The organism is Halomonas sp. 111 (genome assembly GCF_052379685.1).
GTDB lineage: Bacteria > Pseudomonadota > Gammaproteobacteria > Pseudomonadales > Halomonadaceae > Vreelandella > Vreelandella citrativorans.
Map to the genome: position 1 here is coordinate 1 of NZ_JBQSYV010000059.1, position 616 is coordinate 616.

Below are 616 nucleotides of genomic sequence, written 5' to 3' on the forward strand. Positions count from 1 at the left end.
CACTAATGCCGTATTCTTGCTACATAAGTTTTCAGCCTTTGTCCCCTTATTACAACAGCTTATAGCGTGCAAAGGAGATATCTGAATGTCTAACACAGCATCACACACACCACTCCCAGACCACCCCGAGGCAATACGTTTCCCCTTAATGGAGCTTCGTCTCGTTGGCTTCCTGCTTGCGTTCATGGCGGGCTCAATGAACGCATGGACGTTCGCAAATGCAGAGACCTTTGCAACGGTTCAGTCAGGTAATGTTGTACAAATCGGTTATTGGCTTATCCAGGGAAACTGGGATAAATTCATGGCTCCCTTCCTTTCCGTTATTGCGTTTGGTATTGGCTCGGCTATTTGTGGTGCCATTATGACCAATCTGCTAAGCCATCACAGAATCGTTACCCGCGCCATTCTATTTCTCGAATTTCTGATACTTGCCGTATTGATATGGCTTGTCTGGAAAGGTGAACACAATGTGCTAATGATTGCCTATACCGTAAGCTTTATTGCAGGTATGCAGGGTAATGCGTTCCATAAAAGCCATGGCATGCTGTATGGCAACGTGGCGGTCACCTTCGTTGTCCAAATGGCCTTTAACTTCCTGATTCAGTCTTTCTTTAAT

General features: G+C 45.6%; 1 protein-coding gene. It reads left to right on the top strand.

Translation table 11 applies throughout. The features are described from left to right. Positions 1-85 precede the first annotated feature (85 nt). Positions 86-616, top strand: a 531-nt coding sequence (locus ACT3T7_RS18415) for a YoaK family protein (RefSeq protein ID WP_444631928.1), incomplete at its 3' end; no start/stop codon positions are given.